The 2,078-nt window shown below is 29.4% G+C and carries 3 protein-coding genes; all 3 read right to left on the reverse strand.

What is annotated here, in order from left to right; translation table 11 throughout:
• Positions 1 to 252: 252 nt before the first annotated feature.
• A complete protein-coding gene (locus tag HX049_RS18280) occupies positions 253 to 1,299 on the reverse strand; it encodes a hypothetical protein (protein ID WP_286417807.1) in 1,047 nt (348 codons plus the stop codon).
• Positions 1,299 to 1,880 carry a hypothetical protein gene (locus tag HX049_RS18285; RefSeq protein WP_286417809.1) on the reverse strand — a complete coding sequence of 194 codons (582 nt, stop codon included), beginning with the start codon at positions 1,878 to 1,880 and terminating at the stop codon, positions 1,299 to 1,301. The genes HX049_RS18280 and HX049_RS18285 overlap by 1 nt, the downstream gene beginning before the upstream one ends.
• Positions 1,881 to 1,929: 49 nt before the next feature.
• The coding region (locus HX049_RS18290; RefSeq protein ID WP_286417810.1) for a transposase domain-containing protein at positions 1,930 to 2,078 on the reverse strand (149 nt) is incomplete at its 5' end.

Below are 2,078 nucleotides of genomic sequence, written 5' to 3' on the forward strand. Positions count from 1 at the left end.
TTTTAAACAAAAAACACACAAAAATAAGTGTAATATATTGATTTATATTTAAATAAGTTGTTTTTAAGGGGCGACTACTTGGTAAATTTAAAATCGGGGGATCGTTGAGCATCAAGTAGATCGTTGCACAACCACTACTTGACAAGACTTTTTGGGTAAGTTTGTCAAATACCCTATAATAAAAACAGCTCCACTAAGGGAGCTGTTTTAGTTTACTACAGTTATTTTTAGGTTCTACAGTCCATCTGTTTACTACTCTTTTTCGAAAATGTATAAATTATTATTACTATCTAATAAATACAAATGCGTGTTAGTTACCTGCATCTTTCTTGAAGAAATCCACTCTCCTTCATCAAATAAATAATGCCAATCTATTTCTAAAGTATCTTTATTTAGTGCAACTATTCCTTGCTGTCTATCATCTATTCGCTCAATATACTTTGTGTTTAATACAAGATAATAGTGGTTCTCAGTAATAGGAAAGCTACTCATCCCTGTTATATACTCATAATCATATTGGCCAAACTTTTCTGCCAAACTATAACTATACACTATGTTCGTGTCTAAGTCAACTCTCCATAATACGTCGTGATCCATACCGACTACTTCACATCTCTCCAAATCTAACTCCATTGATTCGCTAAAAACATTGTGTTTAGACTCTCTTATCATAGGATAAGCATCCCAATAGTGTAATAGCTCTCCTGTATGAATATTTAAACTAACCAACCTCCCAGAATTACACACAATAAGCAAAGCATCCTTATATGTTCCTAAAAACTTACTAACTTCATAGTTTCGAGCATCATCTGTATCCAAATACCATTGACCAAATTGAGATAAATCAAATTGCCATAACTCCAAAGAATTCAAATCAATAGACAATGCATAGACCCATATTTTGTCAGTATATACTAATTCATTGTTTGTTTTAAAAGATAAAGAATTATTACTTAAAATTTTATCAAAAACAAAAATATTCGCATCAATATCATATAGATAATATCTCCCTATGTAATTTGGGTAATCTATTTCAAAATCAGATCCTAACAATATAATTCCTGATTCTAAACTACAGTTAAAATATTCTTTATCTAAAAGTATACTATCATTAATATAAGCACTTTCATTAGAATTAAATATCAATTTTTCATTGATTACACAATAATTAATATCATCTACTTTAGATGCTACTTTTATTCTATTTTTTAAAAGTTCTTTTTTAGTATTAACAACTAACTCCCACCCTTCTTTCACATAAAAAGACCTAATCCCTTCTATTCTTTCATTAAATTTCATTATTCAACTTTTATAAACTTATATAATTTAGAATTCTCATTCTCAATTAAAGAATTAAACATTTTTCTTTGAAAAGATTCATTTAGATTACTACCAAACAATTCAGTCTTCAATTCTGGTGTCATTGCATCAAATATATCATCTGCCTTCTTCTCAAACAACTCTTTAAACTGTTTCTTTATAAAATCTTCTCCACCATTTCCTAATTTATAAAGATCAAAAACATATTTTAATTCATCTAATGATTTTATTGACTTCATATAACCATTTACAAACTGATCAACAAACTGAGTACGGTTTTTAAGAGGATTACTATTAAGTCCTGACAAAACATTTAGTTCATCTGTTAAATCGTCAACCCCCACACCTCTTTTCACACTCTTTAGCTCAATGAATTTAGGTTTTCCTTTCTTTAGGATATCTGTAAACTTAGTCGTTCCATCTATTCTACTTCCAAAACCAATTAATTGTTCTACATCTATCCCTTTATTATTATAAAGATAACGCAAGGTTTGATTCATTTCATCCATTATAGGTAATGTTCTTGATAAATCTCCTCCATTATCTGTTAGTCCACGCATCCAATTATACGTATGCACCCGAGCAAGTACATCTAGTGAGATCTAATTATTATTCTACATTATCCAGGATAAGTTTCTTGTAATTATGAGGATATAAGTCAGCGATATTCTTGTGGTTGACGGATTGAATATTTTCAAGAACATACTTTAGCCATTTATATGGATTAATGTCATGCTTTTTGCAGTTAGCAAAAAACG

This window comes from Myroides odoratimimus (assembly GCF_030326305.1).
GTDB lineage: Bacteria > Bacteroidota > Bacteroidia > Flavobacteriales > Flavobacteriaceae > Flavobacterium > Flavobacterium odoratimimum_A.